The sequence below is a fragment of the Methylomonas aurea genome (genome assembly GCF_024505045.1).
Taxonomy (GTDB): domain Bacteria; phylum Pseudomonadota; class Gammaproteobacteria; order Methylococcales; family Methylomonadaceae; genus Methylomonas; species Methylomonas aurea.
Window position 1 is genome coordinate 57,573 of sequence record NZ_JANIBM010000006.1, and the last position, 25,278, is coordinate 82,850.

The 25,278-nt window shown below is 56.2% G+C and carries 16 protein-coding genes; 9 read left to right on the plus strand and 7 right to left on the minus strand.

Going from position 1 to position 25,278, the window contains the following annotated elements; translation table 11 throughout:
- The first annotated feature begins 1 nt into the window (after position 1).
- The 3 genes from yidC to NP603_RS07360 all read left to right on the plus strand — a co-directional run bounded on the left by yidC (position 2) and on the right by NP603_RS07360 (position 7,006).
- The gene (yidC, locus tag NP603_RS07350; protein WP_256610268.1) at positions 2-1,726 is read left to right on the plus strand and encodes a membrane protein insertase YidC; all 1,725 of its coding nucleotides are present in this window, start codon (positions 2-4) and stop codon (positions 1,724-1,726) included.
- 3 nt (positions 1,727-1,729) lie between these two features.
- A complete protein-coding gene (mnmE, locus tag NP603_RS07355; RefSeq protein ID WP_256610269.1) occupies positions 1,730-3,070 on the plus strand; it encodes a tRNA uridine-5-carboxymethylaminomethyl(34) synthesis GTPase MnmE in 1,341 nt (446 codons plus the stop codon).
- Between the two features lie 459 nt (positions 3,071-3,529).
- Entirely contained in the window at positions 3,530-7,006 is a 3,477-nt protein-coding gene (locus NP603_RS07360; protein ID WP_256610270.1) for a PPi-type phosphoenolpyruvate carboxykinase family protein, read from the plus strand.
- Between the two features lie 33 nt (positions 7,007-7,039).
- Here the strand turns inward: NP603_RS07360 and NP603_RS07365 are convergent, their stop codons facing one another.
- From NP603_RS07365 to sucC, 5 genes are all read right to left on the minus strand, one after another.
- Positions 7,040-9,121: a putative bifunctional diguanylate cyclase/phosphodiesterase gene (locus NP603_RS07365; protein WP_256610271.1), complete on the minus strand. Its 2,082-nt coding sequence runs from the start codon at positions 9,119-9,121 to the stop codon at positions 7,040-7,042.
- A gap of 242 nt (positions 9,122-9,363) precedes the next feature.
- Positions 9,364-10,488, minus strand: a complete 1,125-nt coding sequence (locus NP603_RS07370) for a hypothetical protein (RefSeq protein ID WP_256610272.1) — start codon at positions 10,486-10,488, stop codon at positions 9,364-9,366.
- A 4-nt stretch (positions 10,489-10,492) separates the two neighbouring features.
- Positions 10,493-12,139: an NAD+ synthase gene (locus NP603_RS07375; RefSeq protein ID WP_256610273.1), complete on the minus strand. Its 1,647-nt coding sequence runs from the start codon at positions 12,137-12,139 to the stop codon at positions 10,493-10,495.
- Positions 12,140-12,142: 3 nt separating this feature from the next.
- Positions 12,143-13,015 (minus strand): succinate--CoA ligase subunit alpha, encoded by an 873-nt coding sequence (gene sucD / locus NP603_RS07380; protein ID WP_256610274.1) that lies wholly within the window; start codon positions 13,013-13,015, stop codon positions 12,143-12,145.
- Positions 13,015-14,184, minus strand: a complete 1,170-nt coding sequence (gene sucC, locus NP603_RS07385) for an ADP-forming succinate--CoA ligase subunit beta (protein ID WP_256610275.1) — start codon at positions 14,182-14,184, stop codon at positions 13,015-13,017. Before sucC ends, sucD begins: the two co-directional genes overlap by 1 nt.
- 98 nt (positions 14,185-14,282) lie before the next feature.
- Here sucC and NP603_RS07390 point away from each other — a divergent pair, with 98 nt between their 5' ends.
- Together NP603_RS07390 and NP603_RS07395 are read left to right on the plus strand one after the other, a co-directional pair.
- Positions 14,283-15,905, plus strand: a complete 1,623-nt coding sequence (locus NP603_RS07390) for a sensor histidine kinase (RefSeq protein ID WP_256610276.1) — start codon at positions 14,283-14,285, stop codon at positions 15,903-15,905.
- A complete protein-coding gene (locus NP603_RS07395; protein WP_256610277.1) occupies positions 15,902-17,242 on the plus strand; it encodes a sigma-54-dependent transcriptional regulator in 1,341 nt (446 codons plus the stop codon). Before NP603_RS07390 ends, NP603_RS07395 begins: the two co-directional genes overlap by 4 nt.
- Positions 17,243-17,288: 46 nt before the next feature.
- Here the strand turns inward: NP603_RS07395 and NP603_RS07400 are convergent, their stop codons facing one another.
- A complete protein-coding gene (locus NP603_RS07400; protein WP_256610278.1) occupies positions 17,289-17,762 on the minus strand; it encodes a hypothetical protein in 474 nt (157 codons plus the stop codon).
- Positions 17,763-17,921: 159 nt separating this feature from the next.
- Positions 17,922-19,757: an EAL domain-containing protein gene (locus NP603_RS07405; RefSeq protein WP_256610279.1), complete on the minus strand. Its 1,836-nt coding sequence runs from the start codon at positions 19,755-19,757 to the stop codon at positions 17,922-17,924.
- Between the two features lie 180 nt (positions 19,758-19,937).
- Between NP603_RS07405 and NP603_RS07410 the strand changes: the two genes are divergently transcribed.
- The 4 genes from NP603_RS07410 (at position 19,938) to NP603_RS07425 (ending at position 25,278) form a co-directional block, all read left to right on the plus strand.
- Positions 19,938-20,789, plus strand: coding sequence for an HDOD domain-containing protein (locus NP603_RS07410; protein ID WP_256610280.1), 852 nt, complete (start codon positions 19,938-19,940; stop codon positions 20,787-20,789).
- Between the two features lie 337 nt (positions 20,790-21,126).
- On the plus strand, positions 21,127-22,665 hold the full coding sequence (locus NP603_RS07415) for a porin (RefSeq protein ID WP_256610281.1): 1,539 nt from the start codon (positions 21,127-21,129) through the stop codon (positions 22,663-22,665).
- 182 nt (positions 22,666-22,847) lie between these two features.
- Positions 22,848-24,275, plus strand: a complete 1,428-nt coding sequence (locus NP603_RS07420; protein ID WP_256610282.1) for a sensor histidine kinase — start codon at positions 22,848-22,850, stop codon at positions 24,273-24,275.
- A gap of 58 nt (positions 24,276-24,333) precedes the next feature.
- Complete coding sequence (locus NP603_RS07425) at positions 24,334-25,278, plus strand: cation diffusion facilitator family transporter (RefSeq protein WP_256610283.1); 945 nt, start codon at positions 24,334-24,336, stop codon at positions 25,276-25,278.

Below are 25,278 nucleotides of genomic sequence, written 5' to 3' on the forward strand. Positions count from 1 at the left end.
AATGGATAACATAAGATTTGTCTTGGTCATGGCGATGTTGATGATCTCCTACATGTTGTGGGAGTCTTGGCAGATCGATTATGGCCCGAAGCCGCAAGCGATCATTTCCGACAAGCCTGTGATCGCTGGAGACGCAACGGTCGCCGCAGCCGGACAGGCCGCCGAAGCCGGGCAAAACCCCGCAAATCCAGCCGTTGTCCAAGCCTCTGCGGATAAAGTCATCAAAGTCAAAACCGATGTTTTCGAACTGGAGATTGATACCCAAGGCGGCACATTACGCAATCTCGATCTGCTCAAGTACCCCCACGAAAAAGTCAACACCGTTGTCGACAAGGCCTATGCTCTGATCGGCATGACGCCGCCGGAAAAAAATCTCAACCCGATCCGCCTGTTCGACAGCAATCCGGAAAGCCTTTATCTGGCGCAAAGCGGCTTGATCGCCAATGCCAATTCCGCCGCGGCTCCGGACCATCGCAGTGCGTTTAGCGCCGAAAAGAACGAATACCAATTGGCTGAAGGCCAGGACGAATTGCGGATTCCGTTGACCTGGACCAACGACCAGGGTTTGACCGTCACCAAAACCTATACCTTCAAACGCGGTAATTATGCGATCGGCCTGGAACAAAAGGTCAGCAACCGCACGGCTCAGGATTGGTCGGGTAAACAATACAACCAATTGCTGAGAAAGCTGTACAGCGACAAAAGCAATAACAGCTTCATCAGAACCTTCTCCGGCGGCGTGGTTTACACCGAGAAAGACAAGTTCCAAAAAATCAAATTCGAAGACATGGCCGACGACAAATATGATGTCAAGGCCAAGGAAAATGTGCATAGCCAAGGCGGTTGGAGCGGCATGATCCAACATTACTTTGCCGCGGCCTGGATTCCGCCTGCCGACCAGGATGCCCAGTTTTACACCAACGACTTGAAGGACACCCGCTACCAAGTCGGTTCCCTGTCGCCGGATTTGATCGTGCCTGCCAACGGCGAAGCAGCGTTCACCAGCCAATTGTTTGCCGGCCCGAAAATCCAGCCGGTCATGGAAGCTTTGGCGCCCGGCCTGGAACTGACCGTCGATTACAGTTGGCTGACGCCGATTGCCAAAGGCATTTACTGGCTGCTTAACCAGATCTACGGTTTCGTCGGCAACTGGGGTGTGGCGATTTTGGGTGTGACCTTCGTCATCAAGGCCTTGTTCTTCAAATTGTCCAAAGCCAGCTTCCAGTCGATGGCAAAAATGCGCAAGATTCAGCCGCGCCTGAAAGATTTGCAGGAGCGTTACGCCGACGACCGCCAGAAGTTCAATACTGAAATGATGGCGATGTACAAAAAGGAAAAGGTCAATCCGCTCGGTGGCTGTTTGCCGATCCTGGTGCAGATTCCGGTGTTCATTTCGCTGTATTGGGTATTGATCGAAACCGTCGAAGTGCGCCAAGCTGACTTTGCTTTGTGGATTCAAGATTTGTCGGCGCAAGACCCGTTCTACCTGCTGCCGATTCTGTACGGCATTACCATGAAGATTCAGCAAAGCCTGAACCCGGCACCGATCGATCCGTTGCAAGCCCAGGTCATGAAAATGTTCCCGATCGTGTTCACCGTGTTCTTCCTGTTCTTCCCGTCCGGTTTGGTACTGTACTGGATTTGCAATAACAGCTTGTCGATCATCCAGCAGTGGTACATCACCAAGCACGTTCTGGAAGAAGACGCCCACGCTCATCACCACTAATCGATGCGGGACGGCGACACCATAGCCGCCATCGCCACGCCGCCGGGTAACGGCGGCGTCGGCGTGATCCGCATCTCCGGGCCGGCCGCGCCCGGCATCGCCGGCCAACTGACCGGCAAACCACTTCCCAAACCTCGCTTCGCCCAATTCGTATCCTTCCTGGAAGCCGACGGCCGCGCCATCGACAGCGGTCTGCTGCTATATTTCCGTGCCCCTGCGTCTTTTACCGGCGAAGATGTCGTGGAGCTGCAAGGTCATGGCGGCAGTGTCGTGTTGGATATGCTGTTGCGGCGGGTATTGGCGCTGGGTGCACGTTTGGCCGAGCCGGGAGAGTTCAGCCGCCGCGCCTTTCTGAACGACAAAATCGATCTGGCCCAGGCCGAAGCGATAGCCGATTTGATCACCAGCAGCACCGAACAAGCCGTGCGTTCGGCTCAGCAATCGCTGCAAGGCGTGTTTTCCGAAAAAATTAACCAGTTGATCGACGAATTGATCGAACTGCGCGTGTTCATCGAAGCCGCGATCGATTTCGTCGACGAAGAGATCGACTTTCTCGGCGACGGCGTCGTCGCCGGCCGGATCGAGCGCCTGCAAACACAGATCGGCGAAATCCGCCGTAACGCCGAACAGGGCCGGCTGTTACACGACGGCATGACCGTGGTCTTGGCCGGCAAACCCAACGCCGGCAAGTCAAGTTTGTTGAATGCCTTGGCCGGCCACGATGCGGCTATCGTCACCGATATCGCCGGTACTACCCGCGACGTGTTGCGCGAGCGGATTCAATTGGACGGCATGCCGCTGCACGTGATCGACACCGCCGGTCTGCGCGACAGCGACAATCCGGTGGAGCAGGAAGGCATTCGCCGCGCCCGCCAGGAAATCGCCAGGGCGGATCGGGTGTTGTTGTTGATCGACAGCAGCGACACCGACCGTACTGGCATCGATGCCGATTTGCCGGCCGGTATCGCCGTCACCAAAGTGTTCAACAAAATCGACTTGGTCGGCGGACAGGCCCGGATCGAACATGGCTCGCAGGGAACCGAGATTCATCTGTCGGTGAAACAAGGCGAGGGATTGGATTTATTGAAACGCCATCTGAAGCTGAGCATGGGCTTCAGCGAAGGCGCGGATAACGTTTACGTTGCCAGAGCCCGCCATATCCAAGCCATGCAACAGGCCGCGCAGGCCATACAGAACGCCGCCGAACAATTGCAGCACCAGGCTCACGAACTGGTCGCCGAAGAACTGCGCCAGGCCCAAACCAGCCTGGCGGCAATCACCGGAGAATTCACCTCCGACGACCTACTGGGCGAGATTTTTTCCAGTTTTTGTATCGGAAAATAGCTACGCTTCCAGTCTGTTCCGAAGCAACCGCGCTCGCATGACTCGTCGCCGCTTCGCGGTGCCTTGCAGGTTTTCTCCACCTCATTAGGAAAACCCGCTTGGCGGCACGGCTTCGGAGGCTTAAGAATATTATCGCTGCGCTATCACTCCGTTTCCAAGATTAGCGTACGAGAACTGGCGCCGGAGTAGTCCCTGTTCACGCTGGATGAACCCGGTAGAGCTTTTCGGCGGCGCATCGGCCTGCATGTTCCCGGGCCACCCTGCGCAAGGCGCTGAAGACGCAGGGTCTCAGTCGGTTTTGAGCCACCGGCGTTCCAACGGAGTCATCCGCGTTCAATGCTCGAGGCGGAATGGGCTTTGGTTTGGCATTTATTCGCGAGCGAATGCCAATTTTAGCCGGGGCCGGGTTTGCTATATCATGCTGTTACCATTAATTAAAAAAATTCCAAGGGGGAGGCTATGGATAAACTCAGAGCATTAGGTCTGGGGCCGGCGGGTCAAGATGAACAGGCGATCAAGCAGCAATTGCATTTATACATCAATTTGAAACTGGCATCGTGCGGCCAGCCGACTTGCGTCGACCAGGCCTCGGCGCAATTTATGGACACGGCTCAGGACTTATTGAACAGCTATCTGGAGAAAAGCCGGCAATTGGCTAGTTCCTCGTTGTATCCCGCCGATCGCCGGATCCAGGATTTTCTTGATCGTTACTGCGGCGATGTTGGTTTGGATAAGGTGCCGTCGCTGCCGACCATGACCTTCGAACTGGATCGCCACGGCGTAGCGCGCGAATTGTCGCTGCCGATGGGCGAAGATGAATTCCGTTCCGAAATCGTGTCCAGTTTCCGCGTCAAACAGGGGGTTTTGCATAATCCGGCCAGCGACCGCCGGACTACCCAAGGCTCGTTTCACATTGCCGAAGGCGGTTTGCCGGTGCCCGGCGACAAAAAACAGGTGCCGAAGCTGACTTTCGCCTTGATGTTGGCCGAAGCCCTGAACCCGCCGCCAGACTTGCTGACCCTGCCGTTTACCGCCAATCAACCCCAGCCGGCGCGCATGTTCGCCTCGTTGCTGTTGCGTCCTGTGGTTTGTCCGGAAATCCCTGGCGTCGCTGCCGAAAAGTCGATGGAAATCCGCTTTTTTGCCCCCGGAAACCTGGTCAGCAACCTCGATTTCGTCGAGAGCATTTTCGGCAACGGCGGCAACCCGGCCTTGCCGGAATGCGATGCGGCGCTGGACGTCGAGCATTGGTCCGGCCACAGCGGCTGCGTGATTTTGGCGCCGCATCTGGTCAAACTGACCAAGCAACAGTTGGGCTTGCCGCATTGGGACGATGCCAGCGAGCGCCAGCGCGCCGAAGGCATGTGCTGGCAGGATCCGGCCGAGCTCTATAACGACGGCCAGGCCTTTAAATTGACTGCCCGCGACCGCTCCGGCGTCATCGTCACGCTGTTGGCCGACAATTACTACGGCTATTGCAAAAAGGAAGTGAAAACCCAGATCAGCTATGCCGCCAACCTGTTCGGCCTGGCCGAGGAAGAGCATGCCGGCGGCGCGCTGGCCTTCCGCCGCTTCAACCACGGCGACGAATTCGGCATCGGCAGCCTGACCCGCGAGCCGGGCTACGATTTCGACGACATGGTTTACCGCTACGGCGCGATCATGGACATGCAGCCGGAAGGCTACGCCATCGACAAGCAATACCCGGACATTATTTACGTACCGCAAGACCTGCGGATGAGCCTGAACAACCAGAAAATCACCTGGATCAGAAACGGCCAAAGCCATAGCATCCGGCTGCAACCGGGCAAAATTTACGTGCAGCCCAACGGTTACAAGATCGAAATGTGCAAGCACCCCGGTGCGCCGTCCTGGCGTTTGATCGGTACCGTCGCCGAAGGCACTTTCTGCCACAAGCCGTGTACCGTGTCCGGCGGCGGCAAGTCGGAAATTTCCAAATCCATCGAGGATGCGGTGATTTACGGGCCGCTGTTCGTCGACGATTTGCAGCACGATTTGGACCGGGTGCAGGCGATTTTCGACAAGGATTACACCGGCCGCTTCCTGCCGGGCTACGAGCACGAAGACCGCGATCCGGCCCGCAAGATTCTGAGTCCGGAGCGTAGCTTGGGTTCGGTGATCAAATTATTGACGCCGTCCAGTTACCATACGCCGGAGTTCAACAACTGGCTGAAGTCGATCCCGCCCAGCATTCTGGCTTTGGTGTTCCTGATCAAACGTTTTTACCGCGAAGAGTGGGGCGAACACTGGCGCGACCATTTGTCGGTGGATGTAATCGACGGCGCGCCGGGCCACGAGCTGAAACTGAATCAGCGCAAGATCGTCGCCACCTATTTGCGGGTCGGTTTCGACGCCGAAGGTGGCTGGCGCACGTTTAAGGTACGCCAGGACTACATCGCCTGCGAGAAAGTGCAGATGGAAGACGACATCAGCGCCTCTGTGGTGGTACCGACCGCAGCAGTGCTGCCGTGGTTGCCGGATACCGGTTACCAGATGAGCTTGAAACTGGTCACCAACTGCGAATACCGGCTGTTTCAACGTCCGGACGATGCGATCATCCCCGGCTACGACAAGCAGACCGAAGCCAACATGTCCGGCCCCGGCAATTTCATGGCCAATTTCGAGCCGTTGGACCCGGCAAAACTGGCGGCCGTGGTGGAAGACGTGATGACGTTCTCCAAATTTACCCCGCCGATGCAAAACCTGTTGAGCGAGGCCTATCGCGACGGCAAGGGCTTTGTCGTGTCTTCCGCCCATCCGCGCCTGGTCAACGGCAAACCGTCGAAAAACCCGCGCTATCTGGAAACCCGAGTCGATGTGGTCAAGCCGCTGCGCAAATATGTCGCCGAAGTCGGGGCCCGCCTGCACCGAAAGATTCCGCTGAACCAGCCCTTGTGCCATCCGGTGGATGCGGTGCTGACCGGCCGGCGCAACAATCCGCCCGAGCCCGGAATCCGGCCGCTGGCGGTGTACAACCCGATTCATTACCAGGAATTGCCGGAGCTGTTCATGGACTTCATCAGCTCGCTGACCGGCAAGTCGCCGTCGACCACCGGCGCCGGCAGCGAGGGTGCGCTGACCAAAGGCCCGTTCAACGCCTTGCGCGGCATCACCGATCTGAACAACACGCTGGTGTCCTACGTCCTAACCGGCTATCCGGGGTTTTCCAGCTCGGCCGGCCATATCGGCCCCGACACCCGGGTCGACCACGACATCAGTTTGCTGATTCCGGAAATCTGGGCCCGCTTGTCGCGCCAGGAACGGGAAGCCGATTACCTGTTGCAACACGGTTACCTGGAGCCGTTGACCGATTTCGAGCACAAAGGCCAACTGGTCATGGCCAGCCGGCTCGGCTACCGCATCACCAGCCATTTCGTGCATAGCCTGATGGGTAAGATCTTCGACAATCCGTATGCGGTGTTTACCGACGAGATCCTGCAGCCGGAGCGGCAAGATCTGGAAGTATTCGTCGATGGCGTCAACAACATCGTCGAGACTCAGCAGCGCGTGGCGCAGCAATATCTGGACGACGGCAGCATCGAAGACGCCTGCCCGCCTTTGTATGCGCTGCTGCACATCATGGCGATCGGCCATTACCAGGGCAAGGACGCGCATCATCCGCAAATCCGGGCCATGTTCACCCGCGATTATTTGTTGGCTTCAGATTGGTACCGCGAACGGCTGGAAATCAAACAGCAACGGGAGCTGGCGCTGTGGCAACGCCATGTCGGCTATCTGGAAGCCTTTTTGCGCGACAACAGCCATCAGGCCGTGGTGGGCGAACTGAAACTGGCCGAGCGTCTGCAGCGGGCGCAACGCAAACTTCAGGAACTGTCCGGGCCGGCTTATCTGGAGTCCCTGGTCGGTACCCTGGGCGCCGATCCGCTGGGCCCTTACCGCTGTGGCACCGCGTAACGCGGCGGTTTCCGGCTGTTCGCCCAGGGAACCCTAGGCGAACAGCCGGCGAAACTCGTCTATTGGCAGCGGTTTGTGAAAGAAATAGCCCTGGCCGCGGTCGCATTGGTTCAGTTTCAATAGCTCCAGCTGCTGCGCGGTTTCCACGCCTTCGGCCTGGACTTTCAGGTTCAGGCCGTGGCCCAGACCGATGATGGAGCGCACGATGCAAGCATCGTTCTGGTTGTCGTAGATATCGGCGACGAAGGATTTGTCGATTTTGAGCGTGTCGACCGGAAACCGTTTTAGATAGCTGAGCGAGGAAAATCCGGTGCCGAAATCGTCTATCGCCAGTCGAATGCCGAGATTTTTCAATTCCTGCATCTGCTTGACGGTTTTCTCGAAATGCTCGACCAACATGCTTTCGGTGATTTCCAGCTCCAGCCGCTCGGCCGGAAAGCCGGTTTCCGCCAGAATGCTGCGCACGCTATCTACCAATGTGGTTTTCTTGAACTGGCGTGCCGATAAATTGATCGCCAGCAATAGGTTGCGCTCCCGCAACGGCGCCGCCATATAGTCGCGGCAGGCAGTACGCATCACCCATTCGCCGATTTCGACGATCAGGCCGCTGTTCTCGGCGATCGGGATGAATTCTTCCGGACTGATGGTGCCGATTGCCGGGTTCCAGCGCAGTAATACTTCCGATCCGATGATTTCGCCGCTGGCCAAATCGACTTGCGGCTGGTAGGCCAGCGAAAATTCGTTGCGGGCCAGACCGTGGCGCAAATGGTTTTCGATGTTGAGTCGGCGCAGGGAGAGGGCGTTGGCCGCGGCATTGTAGAACTCGAAGGTGTTGCGGCCGTGTTGTTTCGCCAGATACAAGGCGTCGTCGGCGTGTTTCAACAGTTGTTCGCTGGTGGTGGCGTCTTGCGGGTAGACGCTGATGCCGAGGCTGGTGCTGACGAACAATTGGTGGTCGTCGATAAAAAACGGTTCGTTGACGGTGTGGATCACGCGCTGGGCGATGTCGCCGGCGTCGGCCGGACTGGACAAATTCAGGCCGATCAGCGCGAATTCGTCGCCACCGAGCCGGGCGACGGTTTCTTGCTCGCGCAGGCAGGCCGAGATGCGTTTTCCGACCTCGATCAGCAGTTTGTCGCCAACCAAATGCCCCAGCGTATCGTTAATGCTTTTGAAGCGGTCCAGGTCCAGATAGAACAGCGCGAAGATTTGCGGATTGCGCTTGGCTTGGTGGATGGCTTGTTCCAGCCGCTCGTTGAACAGCGAGCGGTTGGGCAGATCGGTCAAAGGATCGTAGTACGCCATGTGGCGGATGATTTCCTCGGTATCCTTGCGGTCACTGATGTCGTGAATGATGGATACGAAATGGCTGATAGAATTCGTCTCATCCAGGATGGGCGCAATCGATTCCAGGCACCAAAAAAGTTCGCCGTTTTTCTTGCGGTTTAAGAATTCGCCGTGCCAGGCGGAGCCGCTCATTAACGTGGCCCAAAGGCTCTTGTATGTCTCGTCGGCAGTTAGGTCGGATTTGAGCAGATTGGCCCGGCGCCCGATCACTTCTTCCGCGCTGTATCCAGTGATCTGGTAAAAGGCCGGGTTGCAATATTCGATATGGGTTTCGGCGTCAGTCACGATGACCATGCTCGAGCTGTATTGCATCGCCAGCGTTAATTTGCGCAGTTCCTGCTCGGTTCTTTTATGGTTTTCGATCTCTCTGGCCAGGGCCGAGTTGGCTGCTACCAATTGCGCTTGGCTGGGTATGGCCAGAATTTTCGGCACCAGAGGCCAAACCAGGGCCGCCGTCGTGATAGAACTGATTGCCGTAGCCAGTTTGACGAATCCGGACAGCCAGTAATCGGGGACCCAGACATTCCAGATGCTGAGCAAGTGGGTAGTGCCGCAGAGGAAGATGAACAGGCCGAACAGCCAATAAATCCAGCTAAACGGAATATCCTGGCGCTTTTTCAGAATGTAGACCAGCGCGAACGGAATCGAGTAGTAAGACAACACGATCAGCGTGTCGGACACCACATGCAGCAACAGCAGATCGCTCTGCCACAAATAACATTGGCCGTGCGGCATGTATGGGTGGATGTCGAACATGTGATCTTGCATGTTTCGCTCGCTTTGGGGTTATCGAGCGCCGGAAGGCGCCGGTCGAGGTACCGGCGATTCTGGCCCTGTCGGTTTAGGATACTCGCGTTCCGTGGAACAGGGCGGCAAGCTTAACGTAAATTCCCGTTGAGAAAAACAGGTTAATAAAGCGGGCTTGCTAGCGCGAAATGACGCGGTCAGGTGGGGTAGGCCCGGAAAACCGTTTGCCGGTTCATCCGGGGCGAGTGGGGACGGAGTTCGGGCTAGCCTTTGCGTTTGGCTCTTTTGGCTTTGCCTTTCAGCGTTTGCTGGGCGATCAAGGAGCGGGCCAGCTTGCGCAAACCGTTGGAAGAGACTTCCAGGCCCAACGGCGAGCCGATCGATTCCAATTCGTACATCAGATCGGTCGCGGCAATCAGCGTGACGTAGCGCAATTTTTCACCGCCCGGCAATTGGCTGGAGGCGTCGCGCAACAAGGGGGCGAAGGTATCCCACGAGCTGTTGAAAAACTTGCGTACCGGGTCGTTCTCGGCGACCGATTCGCTGCTCAGGCCTTGCTCGAAGGCAGTGCCGGCTTTTTGCAGCACTTCATGCAGTTTGCCGCGGGTTTCCTCGGCATTGTCGCCTAGCTGTGCGGTGGCGATCGATTTGTCCAGGGAAGCCTGCCAGTTTTGCCACAGAGCGCGCCATTGCTTCAACTCGGTTTCGTTCAGAATCGCAGCAGGCTTGACGCCGTTCTGGGTAGGGTTGGCGGCCGTGTAGCCCAGATTGATCTGGAGGCCATTGGCGTCGGCTTTGGCTTGGTTGAAACGTAGACTGTTGATCGTATCGTGCAATTCTTCGCTGTGTTCGGCGGCGATATAAGGAACCAAGGTTTTGGCAATGTCCGGCCTAACCTGGTTCAAATCGATTTTCAAACCGGACAGTTTCGGCTCGGCGGCCTTTTTGATCAGAGATTGCAGTTGGTTGATATTCAGCGGCTGACCGTTGCGGTCGAACGCGTTGAGCTGGGTGACCGGAAAGCTCAGCACATTTCCCGAAGCGTCCACGGTGGGTTGCTGAAAAGTCTGCAGGATACCGGACCATTCCACCAGCGCCATGCATTTGCCGCCCAAAGCAGTGCCGATCCTGGCCTGGACGTTGTTCTGGATTTTGACTTGGCCGTTCTCGCCGCTGATTTGCGGGTGGTCCAGGTCCAGATAGCTGCATTGTTTACCGTCTTTCCAGGCGCGAACCGATTCGTCCGGTCCGGTGTAGAGCTGGTTAACCAAAACGCTTTTGATAAAGCGGTATTCCATCGGCACGGGAATATTGATTTCGCGGGCTAGACCGTTCTCCGCCGTCAGCAGCAGGGCGGTAGAGATTAAAACGGTACGCAATATTGACATGAATTTACTCCTTAACGTTGTCGGGCGCTGTTGGATTAAGCGCGGCGGTGCCGCGGTAAGCCGATGAAATGGGATAACGCCGGTCGCGACCGAAGGCTCTGGGCGTGATGCGAATGCCCGGCGGCGATTGCCGGCGCTTGTATTCGTTACGGTCGACCAGCGAGATGGCGCGTTCGACCGCGTCGCGCGGATAACCCAGGGCGACGATGTCGGCGGACGACTGGTCCTGCTCGATGTACAGGGCCAGAATCGGATCCAGAATCGAGTAGGGCGGCAGCGAATCTTCGTCTTTCTGGTCCGGCGCCAGTTCGGCCGATGGCGGCCGGGTGATGACCCGCTCCGGAATCGCCGGCGACAGGCTGTTGCGGTATTCGGCCAGTTTATAAACCATCAATTTGGAGACATCCTTTAACGGCGCGAAGCCGCCGGCCATGTCGCCGTAAAGCGTGGCGTAGCCGACGCTCATTTCGCTCTTGTTGCCGGTGGTCAGCAGCAGTTTGCCTTGCTTGTTGGATAAAGCCATCAGCAACACGCCGCGGCAGCGGGCCTGGATGTTTTCCTCGGTTGTGTCCTTTCCGCTGCCGGCGAACAACGGCGCCAGCATCTGGTTAAAGGCGTTGACCGCCGGTTCGATCGGTATGGTGTGTAACTTCACGCCGAGCGCTTCGGCTTCCAGTCTGGCGTCTTCGTTGCTGATGTCGGCGGTATAGCGCGACGGCATCGCCACCGCCTCGACCCGGTCGGCGCCCAGCGCATCGACGGCCAGTGCCAACACCAGCGCCGAATCGATGCCGCCGGACAGGCCCAGAATCGCGCCGTGAAAGCCGTTCTTGCGCACGTAGTCGCGAATGCCGAGCAGCAAGGCCCTGTATTCGCTGACGATTGGCTGATAAAGGGCGACGATGCCGGTCCGAGCCGGCACTACGCCGTCGAATTCGACTACATCGAGCTGCTCTTCGAATTCCGCCGCGCGGTAAACCACTTCGCCGCAGCGGTCTGCGACGAACGAGGCGCCGTCGAACACTAACTCGTCCTGGCCGCCGATCTGGTTGACGTACACCAGCGGGATACCGGCGGAGCGGACATGGCCGCAAATGATGTCCTCGCGTTGCTGCATCTTGCCGGCGTGGAATGGCGACGCATTCAAGGCCAACACGATGTCTGCGCCGGCGGCGCGGTTACGCGCCAGGGTGTCCGGCAACCAGACATCCTCGCAGATCGTCAGTGCCAGCTTGCGGCCGTTCACTTCGAAGATGCAACAGCTGGTTCCGGGGGCGAAGTAGCGTTGCTCATCGAATACGCCGTAATTGGGCAGGGCGGATTTGTGGTACTCGGCGACGATAGTGCCATTGCTGATGGCGGCGGCAGCGTTATACAGCTTTCCAGCCTGACGGCGCGGAAAGCCGATCACGGCGACGATACCTTCAATTTGCGCGGTAAGTTGCCGAATGGCCTGTTCCGATTGGGCCAAGAAATCGGCACGCAGCAACAGGTCTTCCGGCGGATAGCCGGTCACGCACAACTCCGGAAACACAACGATGTCGGCTTGGCGCTCGCGGGCTTGCTTGGCCGCGTCCAGGATTTTGCCGACGTTGCCGGCAATGTCGGCGACGGCGAAATTGAGTTGGGCTAACGCGATTCTCAACGGCATTGGCTACTTCGAAAAACAATCCCGCATTGCGGCGCCGATATCCGACGGCGAACTGACCATGCTGACGCCGGCCGCTTTCATCGCCGCGACCTTGCCTTCTGCCGTGCCGCTGCCGCCGGTAACGATAGCGCCGGCATGGCCCATGCGTTTACCGGGCGGTGCAGTCTGGCCGGCGATGTAACCGACCACCGGTTTCGTGACGTGGGCTTTGATGAATTCCGCGGCTTGTTCTTCGTCGCTACCGCCGATTTCGCCGACCATGACGATGCCCTCGGTTTGCGGATCGTCCTGGAACCGGCTCAACACGTCGATGAAATTCATGCCGTGGATCGGGTCGCCGCCGATGCCGACGCAGGTGCTTTGGCCCAGACCTTCGCGGGTGGTTTGGTGTACCGCTTCGTAGGTCAGCGTGCCGGAGCGGGAGACGATGCCGATCTTGCCGGGCTGATGAATATGGCCGGGCATGATGCCGATCTTACATTGGCCGGGCGTGATCACGCCGGGGCAGTTGGGCCCGACCAACAACGATTGCGTACCCTGCATCGCGGCTTTGACTTTCAGCATCTGCAGTACCGGAATACCCTCGGTGATGCAGACGATCAATTCGATGCCGGCCGCGACCGCTTCCAGGATCGCATCGGCGGCAAAGAAGGGAGGCACGTAAATCATGCTCGCATTGGCGCCGGTGGCTTTAACGGCTTGCTCGACCGTATCGAACACCGGTAGATCGAGGTGAGTGGAACCGCCGCGGCCCGGGGTGACGCCGCCGACCAGTTGGGTGCCGTAGGCCAGGGCCTGTTCGGAGTGGAAGGTGCCTTGTTTGCCGGTAAAGCCCTGGCAAATGACTTTAGTGTTTTTGTCGATCAAAATGCTCATCAGGCCACCTCCTGCGCCAGTTTCACCGCCAATTCGGCGGCTTGGTTCAAATCGTCCGCGGCCACCAGGCCCAGCCCGGACTGGCTTAACATAGTTTTGCCCTGCTCGACGTTGGTGCCCTCTAAACGCACCACGACCGGAATGGTCAGATGCATTTCCTCGACCGCAGCCAGAATGCCGGCGGCGATCACATCGCATTTGACGATGCCGCCGAAAATATTGACCAACACTGCCTTGACGGTGCCGTCCGACAAAATCAGTTTGAAGGCTTCTTTGACCTTGTCCTTGTTGGTGCCGCCGCCGACATCCAGGAAGTTGGCCGGCGCGCCGCCTTTTAATTTGACCATGTCCATCGTCGCCATCGCCAGACCGGCGCCGTTGACCATGCAGCCGATGTTGCCGCCCAGCGTGACGTAGTTCAGATCGAATTGTTTGGCCTCAGCTTCTTTGGCGTCTTCTTGCGAAGCGTCGCGCAACGCAGCTATGTCGGGGTGCAACGCGATCGCGTTGTCGTCGAAATTGATTTTAGCGTCCAACGCCACTAGTCTGCCGTCTGCGGTTTCGATCAGCGGATTGATCTCGATCTGGCTGCAGTCCTTGGCCAGGAACAACTGGTACATGCCGTTCAAGATCGATTGCAACTGGGCCTGCTGTTCTTTACCCAAGCCGAATGCCGCGCCGATTTGCCGGCCTTGATAGGCTTGCAGCCCGGCGGCCGGATGTACCGGGACTTTGATGATTTTTTCCGGGGTTTGGGTGGCGACCGCTTCTATATCCATGCCGCCGGCAGCGGAGGCGATAAAGATCAGGCGTTCGCTTTCCCTATCCAGCAGCAGGCTCAAATAAAACTCTGATTTAATCGCAGACGCCTCTTCGATCCAGACGCTATTCACCGGCAAGCCGGCGGCATCGGTCTGGTGGGTAACCAAACGCGTGCCGAGCAGCGCAGCGCTGAACTGGCCGGCTTGTTCCGGGCTGTCGGCCAACTTTACGCCGCCGGCCTTGCCGCGGGCGCCGGCGTGGATTTGCGCTTTGACCACGCACTTTGCCCCGCCCAATTGCCGCGCGGCTTCCTGAGCTTCGGCGGCATTTGCCGCGACCAATCCGCGCGGAACCGGGATGGCAAAGTCTTGAAATAGTTGTTTCGCCTGGTATTCGTGAATATTCATCTAGGTGCTCCATATTGAGGCGGGCATCGCGGCGCTCCGAGTTGGTGCTATGATTGCCCGACACTCATTTTAACCAACTCCTGAAAAAACGACGGGCAATGCGAACGCCAGCGGCCGACACTTTATACCCCTGCCCATTTTCCAAAGGTTACGGTATTCCCAGTCGGCAAGCCTGGCTGATGCTGAAAATCTTTGCTCTGTACCGTTTCGTCACCGCCAGCCTGTTCGCGATGCTGTTCTACTTGCGTTTCGGCCCGTCCTTACTCGGGGCCTACGACGCTGCATTGTACCAGTTCGCTAGTGGCGCTTATTTGGCGATTTCGGTGATTGCCGGTCCGGTCGCATTTAGACAACGGCTGGGCTACGCCAGATTGGCCCAGATTTTGATCTTTACCGACATCGTCTTGATCACGCTGATGATGCACGCCAGCGGCGGGGTTGGTAGCGGCATCGGTATCTTGTTGGCGATATCGATTGCGGCGGGCGGCCTGTTGGTCGGTGGTCGCTGTGCGATCTTGTTCGCCGCCCTGGCCAGTCTGGCGATTCTGGCCGAAGAGCTTTATGCAATACAAATCCGCGCCTTCGAAACCACTACGCTGACCTATGCCGGCATGCTCGGCGTGGCTTTTTTTTCGATTGCCATTCTCTCGGTGATACTGGCGCAACGCGCCGAGCAAGCCGCGATACTGGCGCAACGCCACGAGCAGACCATCGCCCGCCTGGAAAGTCTGAACCGCTACATCATTCAGCATTTGCAATCCGGCATCATGATTGTCGACGACCGTCAGGTAACCCAATTATCCAACCAGTCGGCATTGCGTTTATTGGGGCTGGAACGCCAGCCGCAAGTCTTGGCCGATATATCGCCGCAATTGCAGCAGGCCTTCGAATTGTGGCGCGAACGCCGGGAGCAGGATTTTGCCATCGTGTCTTTGCTCGACCGCAGCGAAATTCAAGTCCGATTTTCGGCGCTGGCGATGGAAGAAGAAACTTTGAACATGCTGATTTTCGAAGACATCGCCTTGTACAATCAGCGATTGCAACAAAGCAAATTGGCCTCCTTAGGTCGGCTGACGGCCAGTATCGCCCACGAAATCCGCAATCCGCTGGCGGCTATTAGCCATGCCGGCCAATTGTTGGCAGAATCGCACGCTCTGGATGCCCAGGATTTGCGGCTGACAGAAATCATTCGGATTCATTGCCAGCGCGTGAATGGTATCATCGAAGATATTCTGAAGCTGTCGCGGCGGGCGCCGTCGCAGAAACAAAAAATCGTGCTCGACCAGTGGCTGCCGGCGTATTTGAGCGAACAAAGTCTCAATTTGGGGCTGGCGGAGGGCACGTTCAAACTGGCGTTCCAGGCCCGCGGACTTGGCGCGTGTATCGACGCCGGCCACTTGAAGCAGATTCTGGACAATCTGTGCGCCAACGCATTGAAATACGGCCGGCCGGATGCGGGGCCGATTCTGGTCGAGGCGGGTATGGCGCAAGGCTCGCCTTACATCAGCGTGATCGACAACGGTCCGGGCATCGGCGCCGACAATCTGCAGCATCTGTTCGAACCGTTTTTCACCACGTCTCACCAGGGTACCGGGCTGGGGCTTTACATTTCCAAGGAATTGGCCGAATTGAACCGGGCGGAGCTGAGTTACGCTCTCGGCGAAAAATCCTGTTTTACCTTGTCATTGGCGAATGCCGATCGTGCGGCGATTGAAATATGAACATGCCTGTCACATTAGTGGTCGACGACGAGCCCGATATTCGGGAATTATTGGAAATCACGCTAAACCGGATGCAAATCCAGACCCGTAGTGCGGCTACCTTGGCGGAAGCCAAGCAATGGTTGGCCAGCCAGACTTTCGATTTATGTTTGACCGACATGCGCTTGCCGGATGGCGACGGCTTGGAGCTGGTCGATTACATCCAGTCCCAAGGTTTGCAACTGCCGGTCGCGGTGATCACCGCCCACGGCAGCATGGACGTCGCGATCAAGGCCATGAAAAAAGGCGCTTTCGATTTTCTGTCCAAGCCGGTGGACTTGGCGGTGCTGCGGCAATTGGTCAGCCATGCCTTGCAACTCTCTCTGAACCGGGTGTCGGAAAAAGATCGCCGCACCCGCGACTTGTTGCTCGGCGAATCGGCGCCGATGCGCAATATCCGCTCCAAGATCGACAAAGTGGCGCGCAACCAGGCGCCGGTATATATCAGCGGCGAGTCCGGCTCCGGCAAGGAATTGGTGGCTCGGCTGATCCATCAGCAAAGTCCGCGCAGCGAAAAGGCGTTCATCGCCATCAATTGCGGGGCCATTCCGCACGAACTGATGGAAAGCGAATTTTTCGGCCACAAAAAAGGCAGTTTCACCGGGGCGGTCAGCGACAAGCAAGGCTTGTTTCAAGCCGCGGACGGCGGCACGTTGTTTCTGGACGAAGTGGCCGATTTGCCTCTGGCACTGCAAGTCAAACTGCTCCGGGCGATACAAGAAAAGAAAATCCGGCCGATCGGCGAGCAACGCGAAATTCCGGTGGATGTGCGCTTGTTGAGCGCGACCCACAGGGATTTGGCAAAAATGGTGCAAGAAGGCAGTTTCCGGCAGGATTTGTATTACCGGATCAACGTCATCGAACTTAATTTACCGCCGTTACGGGCGCGGGCCGCCGACATTCCGCAATTGACCGAACATTTGTTGCAAGTTTTGGCGCGGGCCAACGGCATTGCCAAGCCGCGCTTGTCCGATGCGGCGTTGAATGCTTTGAAACAGTATTGTTTTCCGGGCAATGTTCGCGAGCTGGAAAATATTCTGGAACGGGCTTTGGCGCTGCACGAGGGCGGCGTGATCGAGGTCGGCGATTTGAATTTGCCCACGGGTTTGGATTTAGCCGCGGCGGAAGATTTCAATGCCGAAAAAATGTCGTTGGAAAGCTACTTGGAAGATATCGAGAAAAAAGCCTTAAGCTCGGCATTGGAAGAGAATCGCTGGAATAAAACTGCGACGGCCAAATATTTGGGAATGAGTTTCCGCTCGTTGCGTTACCGATTAAAGAAACTCGGCCTGGAATAAACGGCCGGCAGCCTGCGCCGCAAGGCTGCCGCGTGGCATGGCGTTATTATTGGTATTTCTCCATGGTTCTCAATTGTTGTAGTGCGGCCTGAATCTTGGCGTTGGTGGCCTCGTCAAGTTCGTTGTTTTTATAAACTTTGTCCAGCAGGCCTTCTTCCACCAACGCGTCTTTGATCCAGCGTTTGGCAAACGAGTAACTGGCCGGGAACTTGGCGACTTCGCCGGTTTTCGGATTTTTCAGGCTGTCTACATTTGCGGGCGGTTTGGCGGCGGCTTTGGCCGGAGCGGCTTTACTGGCGGTTTTTGCGGCGGGTTTGGCGGGGGTTGGCTTGGCAGGCTTTTCTGCGGTTTTGGCGGCGGCGGGCGGGGCGGCCGGTTCCGGGAGTGGTGCCGGCTTGGCGGCCTCCGGTTTGGGCGCCTCGGCTTTCGGGGGTTCCGGAACCTCCTTCTTGCCACCCAGTACTACAAACACCACATAAGCCACGAAAATAGTCGTTGCGATGAAAAGCAATTCAGCCATAGTCCTTCCCCCCTTGTTTTTTCTATTTATTAATTTATTAAAAGTTTAAGCACAACGTAACGGCAAATAGGGCTGCCGAATCCGAATATACCAGAGCGCGGCATGCCGGTAAACCGATTGGCTTGCCGCTGCGCGCGGGAGTTTCTCCCAGCCTAAACTTTAAATAACCTTGGTAGGCGATTTTAGCGCGGTGAACAATATCGCATTGGAAACCTGGCTGTCGATTAAATTGCGGTCGGGTTTGCCGAATGCGTAACCCTGGCCGAAATTGACGCCGATTTCTTTCAGTTTGAGCGCGGTACCGGTCGATTCGACAAATTCGGCGATGGTTTTCTTGCCCAGTTTCGAGGCAATTTCCACCATCGATTTCACTAGAATCTGGTCGGTTTCGTTTTCCAGCAGGTTTTTAATAAACTGGCCGTCGATTTTTACATAATCGACAGGAAAGGTTTTCAAATAATTGAAGGAACAAAAGCCGGCGCCGAAGTCGTCGAGCGCGAATTTACAGCCCAGCGCACGAATTTTGTTGATCATGTGCCGAGTTTTGTCGAAATTGTCGACGGCGGCGGTTTCAGTGATTTCGAAGGTCAGACGGCCGGCGTCGACCCAGGTCATTTCCAGCTTGTCGCTGATCGTCGACAGCAGATCCGGATACTGGAACGCAGTGCTGGACAGGTTGATCGCCAACGATACGTGAGACATATAGGACGGTAATGCTGCCAGGAAATCGATGGCGTTTTCCACCACCCACAGGTCGATCGCATGGATCAAACCGGTCCGCTCTGCCACCGGAATGAACTGGTCCGGGGTGATGGTCTCGCCGCCTTCGCCGCGCATTCTCAGCAAGACTTCGTAGTGGGAAATATTGCCGTCGGCCAATTGCACCACCGGCTGAAATACCAGAAACAGGCTGTTGTCGCGCAGCGCTTTGCGGATTAACGGCACCCAGTAGATGTCGCGCCGCCGTTCCTTGACCGTAACGTCTTCGCTGTTATAGACGCAGACCTTGTCGCGGCCGGTGTTTTTCGCGAAATTGCAGGCCTGGCGGGCGTGCAAGATCATCTCGCCGGGGTGGAATGCCGATACCGAATTGTCCAGCGTGGCGATACCGATCGAAACCGAGGCGCTGTAGCAGACCTCGCCGGTGAAGAAGCGGAAATTGTCGACCGTGTTCTTGATGGTTTCGGCCAGAAGCTGCGCCTGCTTCTTGGTTTTGTTCTCGATGAACAAACAGAATTCGTCGGCGCCGATGCGGGCGAACAGGCTGGCCGGAGGGGTCATTTTTCTGACCAGAATCGCCAGCTCCACCAACAAACGGTCGCCGACTTCAAAGCCTTCCAATTCGTTGATCAGGCTGAAGCGATCGACGTCGATGAATAACAGCGCCCCGTCCTTTTGGGTCTTGTTGCTGCGGTTCAAAATCAGCCGCAACTGGCGTTCGAAACTGCTGCGGTTGAACAGGCCGGTCAATTCGTCGTGCGCCACCAAAAATTTGAGCTTGGCGTCGATGACGTTTTTCGCCGCCAACTCATTGATCAATTGTTCTTCCTGGCGTTGGCGGAGCTGGCGCTCCTGTTTCAGGCTCAACAGAAATTTTACGGCCAGCAACAATTCCTGGGTGTTGACCGGAGCGTGGATCCGGTAGGTCAGGCAGTCGGATTCGGGTTCGGGCGGACAGTGGTCAGAGCCGCACTCGAAGTTTTCCGAGTTCAACAACACCACCGGAATCACCGATGCCGCCGTAGTGCTGGACAGGTTGCGGCACATCTCGTGGACTTTGCACAGCGGTAGCGCCGTATTCAGCACGATCAAGCCGATGGCGTCGGGGGTATCGCTGTAGGGGCGGAGTATCTGGTAGATTTCTTCGCCGTTGCTGGCTTGGCGAATATGGGTAAAGCCTTTGGCCTTTAAAGTGGATACGATTTTCAACGCGGAGATTTCGTCATGTTCCGCTACGACGATAAGTTTTTCTTTGAGCGCGTCACTGGCAAACATTTAATACCGTCCTGGTATTGGTTGGAAATGGGGAGCTTCAAACATGGGCTGGGAGATTGGCCGGCATTCGGAAAGCTTGTAATTCCATTGAAATGGACTAGGTTTAAGCGCAGACTTTAAAGTCGTTTCTATGCTACTTCCGGGTAGTATAGGTGCAAATTTATATTTTTAGAATTGTTGATGATAGTATCCTCACCATCCACGTTAACCGTTGCCGATTTGTTGCGGGGCGATCTTCAACTCGCTTCACCGCCCAATATTTATTTCCAGTTAAAGAAAATCGTCGACGATCCCGCCAAGACCGCGAAGGACGCCGCGTTTGTGATCGAGAACGACGCGGCGCTGGCCGCCAAGCTGTTGAAGATCGTCAACAGCGCGTTCTATGGTTTTCCGGCTCAAGTCGGTTCTATCGCCAGGGCGATTACGCTGATCGGTACCCGCGAATTGCAGAATCTGGTGCTCGGAGCGGTTATCGTCGAGCGATTCTCCGACTTGCCCGGCCAAATATTCACGATACACGACTTTTGGGCGCGCAATCTGCGTTGCGCGCTGATTGCCCGCGAATTGGACGTCCAATTCGGCAAGCGCCATGCGGAAGTTGCCTTTATTTGCGGTTTATTGCACAACCTGGGGCAGTTGGTGTTCTACCGGCGGATTCCGGTACTGGCGCGCGAAGTGGATTTGCTGTTGCAATCGCAGGCGCATCTGGAAGTGGATGACGATGTCCATACCGAGCAAAACGTGATCGGTTTCGACCATTTTCAGGTCGGCGCGCAACTGTGCCAATTATGGAATCTGCCTGAAGCTATCGTGGAAAGCATCCGTCTGCACTGTTTCCCGGACACGATCGGTCCTTATTCGGAATTGGCCGCAATAGTGCGGTTGGCTAATTGCCTGAGCCGCATAGAAAACCCCTACGATGCGTTGGCGGTGAGCGCCCTCAACTTGTCCCCCGAACAAATCAGCTTCGTACTGGACAAGATCAGTGACGAATTCGAAGTCATTTTTAAACTGTTTTACCCTTCCCACTAAATTTCCCGGTATTCGGCACCGGCTTGCTCAAATTTGTAGCCGGATTTGTGACGCAAATGTTACGGCCGGTTCTCCGGCTGTTCCTCCCGCAAAACCGAAAACGTAAAGTCTTGTTGCGTTATCGCCGGCAGCAGGTCGTCCAGCCAAATATGTGCTGGGCATCAAATATTTTCGATCCGGCTTGGCGGGATCGTTGCTTTTTAGCAACGTTGGCGTTGCTAAAACCGACTTGTCACAAAGCTGTCATATTGCCCCCCTAAAATGCCTCCAAACTCGCCGACCAAGCCGGTTGGTCTGTCGTAATTTGTTGATTTATTTGAATTTTGGAGCATTTTTGATGAAACTTTCCAAACTGAGTTTGGCAATCGTGGCAGTAATGGGCGCCGGCTACTTCGCCGAAGCTGTAGCGTTGGACCTGTACGTCGACGAAAAAACCAAGCAGATTTTTGCCGAGCCCGGCCCCGGACGTACCAAATTGGGGTCTTTCGAAAAAGTCGAAGACAGCGCCAAGCAAAAAGCCGACTTGACTGCGATTCAGACTGATCTGGAATTGAAAACCAACGAATTGAAAGCCATCGAAGAACATATCGTCGCTCAACGCGAGGACAAGGCCAAGAACGACGAAAAGTGGTTCAACAAGATCAACATGCGCGGTTATACCCAATTGCGTTACAACCAACCGTTATCAGGGGATAGGGCTTCCGATACCAGTTCCACTCCGCCCGGTACTGATCCGGAGCTGACTTCTGTTGGTGATAGATCGATTGGCAATAACCAAGGCTTCTTTTTACGCCGGGTGCGGTTGGTATTTTCAGGTGATATCAACGATTACATATCCTTGTATCTGCAACCGGACTTTGCAACCAATGCCGCTACCAGTTCTTCCAACGTCGATTTGCATTTCGCGCAATTGCGGGATGCTTATGCGGACATAGCTTTCGATAAACCGCACGAGTACCGGATTCGAGCCGGCCAATCCAAAGTGCCATTCGGTTGGGAAAACTTACAGTCTTCGCAAAACCGGCTGACGTTGGACCGGGCCGATGCTTTAAATAGTGCGGTACCGAGCGAGCGGGATCTCGGTTTGTTTGCGTACTGGACACCATCCGAAGTCCAAAAAGTCTGGAAAGACTTGACCAAAAAGGGATTGAAAACTTCCGGCGATTACGGTGTGTTGGGTGTTGGTGTCTACAACGGACAAAGCGTTAACAAGGCCGAGGCCAATGATAACCTTTATTTAGTTGCCCACTCGACCTATCCATTCGATTTGGGGTTCCTAGGCAGTGCTATGCGTGGGCAGGTGTTAGAGGTTGGCGCGGATGTGATGTCCGGACGTTTTACTATGAATCCAGCCGCGTACTCCAACCCTTATGACAATGTTACCGCTACCGTCACACCGACAAACGGTAGCAACTTCAGTATCAGCGAGGATCGGGTCGGCGTTCACGCGGTGTTGTTTCCGCAACCGTTCGGTTTGCAAGCGGAATGGAACTGGGGGGCCGGACCCACGCTCAATCCTAATAGAGACTTGAGCCCTACCGCCGGTATTCAAGGTGTCATCGAACGGCAAAATCTGAATGGCGGTTATGTACAAGCCATGTACAAAATCGACGATGTCTTCGGTACCAAGGGCACCATGATCCCTTACGTAAAGTGGCAAACATACAATGGTGCATGGAAAGGGGCTACCAACGCGCCGAGAGTTGACATGGATGAATTGGAGGCCGGTATCGAGTATCAAATATTCAAGGCGCTGGAGTTGACGGTTGCTTACTCCAGCATGAATAGGACAAATGTCTCCAGTGCGTCCAGCGCAGATTATTTGCGCCAAGCCTCGGGTGATCTGATCCGGACTCAAATTCAGTTCAACTATTAATAATCAGCAGCGAGGCATATTGCTCTTCGCGCCAGTAACCAGCAGAAGCGCCTCGTTTATCCTTAAACGAGGCGCTTTTTTGTCCGGCAAAAAGAACCTGATGTAGCACGTAATCCGCTAACGACCTTCGAATAAGGTCGGTTAAACTCCCCGGCTATCTCGCGATTACCCGGTATCCGCTTATGTATCCCACCATGCGCCGTTTGCTGTTTCGGCCGGTTATCTTCGTCAGCTTCGTTCTCGGTTTGTTGGTGATTGCCGAATTGCTGGCAATCGGTCGCCTGACCTGGGTCAACGACCAACGTATCCACATCATCGAACGCGACATCGGTCGCGGCCATCATTTGGAGGATACGCTGTTCGAGCTGCTGCAACTGCAATTGACGCTATCCAGCAATCAGGGGGCATCTGCAGCCGAGAAAAGCCAGTTGTCCGATATTCAGGAGCAATTGATCGGCGGTTTGCGCGACTACGACAGTGCGATACCGGCCAATCTGCAGCAACTTCAGGAAGTGTTCGGCAAGGCGGTGCAGGGCGACCAAGCCAATTTGGTCCATGCCTTGCAGTTGATCAAGCAGGTTCTGGATCGCCAGGCTCAGGAAGAGGAGCGCTTGTTGATCAATATCGAGGATGACGGGGAATTGGAACTGCAGCTGGCGATATTGTTGCCGCTACTGTTGCTGTGGATCGTCGGCTATTTCTTCCGCACCAATGTGCTGGAGCCGCTGGACTGCTTGAAGGAGCTGTTGTCAGGCCTGGCCGAAGGCGAAATGAAACCGATCAACCGCAGCACCTCGGATCCGTTGCTGCACGCCCTGTTCGACCGCTATAACCATTTGGTCTCGCGTCTGGTCGAGTTGGAACGCGAACATCTGGAGCACACCGAGTTGCTGGAGTACCGGGTCCGGCAAACCAGCCACGCCTTGCTGGAACGCAGCCAGCAGTTGGCCAAAGCCGAGCGTTTGGCGGCATTGGCCGAATTGGCGGCCAGTACCGCCCATGAACTGCGCAATCCGTTGGCCAGCATCCAATTGGCGCTGGAGAACATGTTGGAAGAATGCCGCGACAGCGAATTGGCGGAAAGGTTGCGGATGGTGTACCGCGAAGTGCAACGGCTGACGCGCAACTTGAACGATCTGTTGGCCTCGGCTCGCAGTAACGGCGAGTCATCGCAACGGGTCGAGGTGCAGCCGTTGCTGGAAGAGTTGTTAACTTTGCTGAAATACCAGGCTCGGGAAAATGTGGCGTTTAATTGCCGGATCGCCGAAAATCTGTACGTGTTTTTGCCGGAAAGCGAGTTCCGCCAAGCCGTTTTGAATCTGCTGCTGAATGCGGTGCAGGCCATTGGGCCCAACAACGGCGAAGTCAGTGTGTTTGCCGATAGTCGCGACGGTAAAATGGAACTCGTTGTCGTCGATTCCGGTCCCGGCTTCAGCGCCGATTTTTTGCGGCACGGCATCCGCCCATTCGTCAGTTTGAAGGACGGCGGCAGCGGGTTGGGGTTGGCCATGGTGCGGCGTTTCGCCAAAGACCACCAAGGTGCGATGCACTTGCAAAACGATGACCAAGGTCACGCCTGCGTGACCTTGACGTTTCCGTTGGCCGTCTGAAACCGGCCGGCGCGGTTCAGTCTGCTAGAATTCCGTCATTTCTCATGATTCACCGCTAATGGCAAATCCATCAAAATCTCTTGCCGCCTACGGTTGGCTCTCCATCGTCGCTGCAGTGTCTACAATCGGCCTGAAAAGTTACGCCTATTGGCTGACCGGTTCGGTGGGGTTATTGTCCGACGCGCTAGAGTCTGTAATCAATTTGGTGGCGGCGGTGATCATGGTCGCAGTGTTGAGTATTTCCGCGCGGCCGCCGGACGACACCCACGCCTACGGCCACGAGAAAATCGAATATTTTTCCAGCGGCGCCGAGGGTGTGATGATTCTGTTAGCGGCTTTCAGCATCGGCTTTTCCGCTTGGGAGCGGCTGTGGCATCCGCAGGCGTTGCAGCAACTGGACTTGGGTATCGCGGTTTCGGTGTTCGCTTCGTTGATCAATCTGGCGGTGGCGCGGGTGCTGATCGGTGTTGGTCGGAGTCGGCAATCGATCACATTGGAAGCCGACGGCAAGCATTTGATGACCGACGTCTGGACCACCGTCGGCATTTTGGTCGGGATTGCTCTGATTTCGGTGGGCAACCGCTTCGAAGCCAGTTTGAATCTGGCGCAAAGTTTGGGCATGAAAGGCTGGGAGATTTTGGATCCGTTGCTGGCGATTGGCGTGGCCTTGCATATCGTCTGGGCCGGCTTGCAGTTGATCCGGCGTACCGTGTCCGGTTTGCTCGATGCCGCGTTGCCGGCCGCTGAGGTACAGGCGATCGTGGCGGTGTTGGAGCAATATGTCGCCAGCCATGCCATCGCCTATCACGCCTTGCGCACCCGCTACGCCGGCGCCCGCCGTTTCATGTCGGTGCATGTGCTGGTACCCGGCAAATGGAGCGTGCAACAAGGCCACGACTTGCTGGAAGAAATCGAACGGCAGATCATGGACAATTTGGACAACATCGATATCGATACCCACTTGGAACCGATCGAAGACCTTGCCTCCTGGGAGCATAAATAA

What these genes read in the sequence shown, in the direction of transcription:
- NP603_RS07365 (WP_256610271.1), bottom strand. Translation starts at nt 9,121, where the DNA reads ATGCAAGATCACATGTTCGACATCCACCCATACATGCCGCACGGCCAA.
- NP603_RS07425 (WP_256610283.1), top strand. Translation starts at nt 24,334, where the DNA reads ATGGCAAATCCATCAAAATCTCTTGCCGCCTACGGTTGGCTCTCCATC.
- mnmE (WP_256610269.1), top strand. Translation starts at nt 1,730, where the DNA reads ATGCGGGACGGCGACACCATAGCCGCCATCGCCACGCCGCCGGGTAAC.
- NP603_RS07360 (WP_256610270.1), top strand. Translation starts at nt 3,530, where the DNA reads ATGGATAAACTCAGAGCATTAGGTCTGGGGCCGGCGGGTCAAGATGAA.
- NP603_RS07405 (WP_256610279.1), bottom strand. Translation starts at nt 19,757, where the DNA reads ATGTTTGCCAGTGACGCGCTCAAAGAAAAACTTATCGTCGTAGCGGAA.
- yidC (WP_256610268.1), top strand. Translation starts at nt 2, where the DNA reads ATGGATAACATAAGATTTGTCTTGGTCATGGCGATGTTGATGATCTCC.
- sucD (WP_256610274.1), bottom strand. Translation starts at nt 13,015, where the DNA reads ATGAGCATTTTGATCGACAAAAACACTAAAGTCATTTGCCAGGGCTTT.
- NP603_RS07400 (WP_256610278.1), bottom strand. Translation starts at nt 17,762, where the DNA reads ATGGCTGAATTGCTTTTCATCGCAACGACTATTTTCGTGGCTTATGTG.
- NP603_RS07395 (WP_256610277.1), top strand. Translation starts at nt 15,902, where the DNA reads ATGAACATGCCTGTCACATTAGTGGTCGACGACGAGCCCGATATTCGG.
- NP603_RS07375 (WP_256610273.1), bottom strand. Translation starts at nt 12,139, where the DNA reads ATGCCGTTGAGAATCGCGTTAGCCCAACTCAATTTCGCCGTCGCCGAC.
- NP603_RS07420 (WP_256610282.1), top strand. Translation starts at nt 22,848, where the DNA reads ATGTATCCCACCATGCGCCGTTTGCTGTTTCGGCCGGTTATCTTCGTC.
- NP603_RS07390 (WP_256610276.1), top strand. Translation starts at nt 14,283, where the DNA reads ATGCGAACGCCAGCGGCCGACACTTTATACCCCTGCCCATTTTCCAAA.
- NP603_RS07415 (WP_256610281.1), top strand. Translation starts at nt 21,127, where the DNA reads ATGAAACTTTCCAAACTGAGTTTGGCAATCGTGGCAGTAATGGGCGCC.
- NP603_RS07370 (WP_256610272.1), bottom strand. Translation starts at nt 10,488, where the DNA reads ATGTCAATATTGCGTACCGTTTTAATCTCTACCGCCCTGCTGCTGACG.
- NP603_RS07410 (WP_256610280.1), top strand. Translation starts at nt 19,938, where the DNA reads ATGATAGTATCCTCACCATCCACGTTAACCGTTGCCGATTTGTTGCGG.
- sucC (WP_256610275.1), bottom strand. Translation starts at nt 14,184, where the DNA reads ATGAATATTCACGAATACCAGGCGAAACAACTATTTCAAGACTTTGCC.